We start from the raw sequence: 3,143 nt of genomic DNA, 5'->3' as shown, positions 1-3,143 counted from the left end.
GCAGTCGCTTATGAGGAGCGACTGCATTGCTTTTGGAAGTGGTACAGTAAGTTGTACATTAGTTAGATGCCAATGGAAATTCTCAGTGCCAGCGAAGCTAGAGCCAATTTGTTGTGTCCGTTTACCTAACCCATGTCAGGCTCAATACTGCTGACCCAATCCTAATCTGATGGCTGGCTTTTTGGTTAGAGTTTGCCAATCCCTGCTTAGCCTGCTCAGCTTGTTTTAGTTTTGTTATTAACTCATCTAACTTCAGTGCTGGTTGTCGTAGATAAGAAACCATATCATCATGCATCAATTGATAGCGTTCAGCCACACTATCCGGTACCTTAACTACCAACTCCGACTCTACTATAATCCTTAATACCAACTCTAATTTATCAGCTTCTGTTCCTAAATGATTCGCTAACTCAGCTTTAGTCTTCAGGGGACGATTGCCTGTTTCATCTGTTAGTAAATATAGCACCAGTTCCGCCACCTGCTGATTCTCTGGTCCACAATCTTCCACTACTCCAGTCAAATACCGCGCCATCAATCCTTGCTTTGAACCCCGTTCCCAATAGTGTTCCAGGGTAGTAATACTCTCCGCCTGCAATTGCGCTCCTACTATCTGCAATTCCATCGGACGTACTTCCGATAATTCCCCAGCTAAATCCTGTACCAATTCTTCAATCAAAGCTGGTTCTAGGTCAAAAGATGATTGTTTAGTTACTTGCTCAATCACCGACTTAGCATCATCTCGGGAAAAATTACCTAAAGGATAGCGCACATGTTTACTTAATATGTCATTGCCAATAATTTCCATACTGGCCATGGGATTAGGGCTACCCGACCATGGTGCCCGTTCGCACTCCAGTAAATAATGGAGATAATCCTCCCGCATCGACAGAATCACCTTAACTGACGGACTAGTAACACACTCTTCTAGGAATTCAAAAAATTGCCGTCGCTGAGCTTTATCCAGGTAAACAAAGAAAAAGTCTTCAAACTGGTCAAAAATCAGTACTGTCCGCAAATTGTGCTGTTCATTTTGCCGCAATTGCTGTATAATAATATCTGGGCTTTGTAGAGATGTTCCATGCAATGTCTCTATATTTATTCCGGTTAATGCCTCTACCAATAACCGTCCCAATTCTTCTACCCAATTGCTATAGACTGCCATCACTACAGGCAACACATCTTCTGTACCAATTACAGTCTGTTTCAACCCTGGTACTAATCCCCCATTCACCAGAGAACTCTTGCCCACCCCTGATTCTCCATGAATCACAATTAGCCTGTAATCATTGCTTCCAATCCGTTCAATCAATCGATTGACATCCTGCTGTCGCCCAGACTGGGCAATTTCTAGCGCTATAGTTTCTGGATTTTCCTCCTCTAGGGGGGCAAGGCGTTGCGCTCCAATCAAATTTGTTGGCAAACCCACCAACTTTATCTGTTGTCGTGGCTGTAATCCACCAGCACCAATAAACCCTCCCCAACCATACTGTTGCGCTAACGATTGTTGATATTGCTTAAGTTGGAAAGCTTGGAGATACTGCCCCTGCTGGAAATAAAGCGATTTCCCTAACCGACCGCTACGCGATCGCAATCCCTGCAAAATCCGAGTGTAAAACCGAGGATTATCCTCAGGTGCAATAACCCTTGCCTGTTCTAGATGTTGGAGTGCAGCTTCAGCTTCACCTAGCCGTTGCTCAGATTGAGCTAACAGTAGTAGATACAGACTGGTTTGAAGTGAGTGCATGGTCTGGAGTGCATTGTCCTGAATGCTGACTCCTGAGTTAAGAGATGGTTTTGTGCCCTGTGTTTCCTGTGTTTCCTGTGTTTCCTCTGTGCCCTGTTCTGCAACACCAGAGGAAACTGTCGCTATCGTATCTAATGCTTTCTGAGCATTTTGCTTAGCCTCTTGCCAACGAGATTGGTTAACAGCGACTTCTGCTAAAAATCCGTAAGCTTGGGCTTTTAGTGGTGCCAGACCTTGCGCCCCTAATAGGATTTGGCGTTGCTGTAACCCTAGGGCATTGTGAGCCAAGTGATACAAATCATCCCAATCCTCCAGACGTAGGATCACCTCACCTAGTTGATTGATCAACTTAGTGATTAAATCATGACGATTCAACTGCTCAAACCGATCAAGACACTGCTGGAATAATCCTCTAGCATCATTCCAATAGAGACAGTTTTCTGGTTCCCGAGACTTTTCCCCCTGCTGGAAATAACACAACCCAATGTAAAACAGGACGATTCCCTGACGCTCCAGGAATTGCTGATCAGAAACGGTAATCTCATTTACCGTAGTATCACTTCCGTTTTCTAAGTTATTTATATCCTCTAAGTTATCTAGATATTCTAAGTTATTTAGATCTTCTAAATTATCTAGATCGTCTAAGTTATTTATATCGTCTAAATTACCTAGATATTCTAGATCTTCTAAATTAGATGAAGAAACATTCTTCCCACTCTCCCCATCTCCTGATCTCCTGATCTCGTGATCTACCCATCTCTCAGTCTCCCTTGGCGCTGGTTGCCAAAATGCCAAACTTTGCTCATAGTGAGTTACTGCACTACCCAACTGATAGTTAGCATAAGCCTCTTGACCGCGAAGGAATTCTATACTAGCTTTGAGAGCAGGTTCGAGGGTTTCACCGCGATGCTGTAAATCCTTCAGAGCAGCATCAATTTCCCCGTGACATAGAATACCTATATCAGTAGGGACAAAGTATGCTATACTATTTGATTTTACAATATAGTCAAAGATAGCATCAGTAGTCTCTTTGAGTTCAGTAATTAAGGTTTCTGTTGCGTTCGCGTAGCGGTTCCCAAGGAACATCGCAAATTCTATCCGTGTCCCCAAACTCTCGAAATCTGGAGCAAACTGGATCAGTTGCTGCTGAACGTCATCTGTAATCCATAACACCAAGGGGAAAGGAAGATTTTTCTGAAACTCTTCGAGCACTTGATTAGTCACACTCAGCATCTGTGCTAGATTCTGCACCGATTCTAAGCCCAAGACTTCCGTTCCTTCGAGCTCGGAGCTCAATTCCAACAAAAATCTGGATTTGTACGCGAAGAAGTCAAATCTGTGTTTTCTGAAGATGCTGACGACAATCCTTACCTCATGGTCGCTACGTTCGATCCGCGAA

At 43.7% G+C, this 3,143-nt stretch carries 1 protein-coding gene; it reads right to left on the bottom strand.

Annotated features, from left to right (window positions below):
* Positions 1-121 precede the first annotated feature (121 nt).
* Positions 122-3,040, bottom strand: coding sequence for an nSTAND1 domain-containing NTPase (locus F6K20_RS31215; RefSeq protein ID WP_287297317.1), 2,919 nt, complete (start codon positions 3,038-3,040; stop codon positions 122-124).
* Positions 3,041-3,143 lie beyond the last annotated feature (103 nt).

The organism is Moorena sp. SIO2C4, from assembly GCF_010672485.1.
GTDB classification, from domain to species: Bacteria; Cyanobacteriota; Cyanobacteriia; order Cyanobacteriales; family Coleofasciculaceae; genus Moorena; species Moorena producens.
This window is presented reverse-complemented; position numbering and strand designations above follow the sequence as displayed.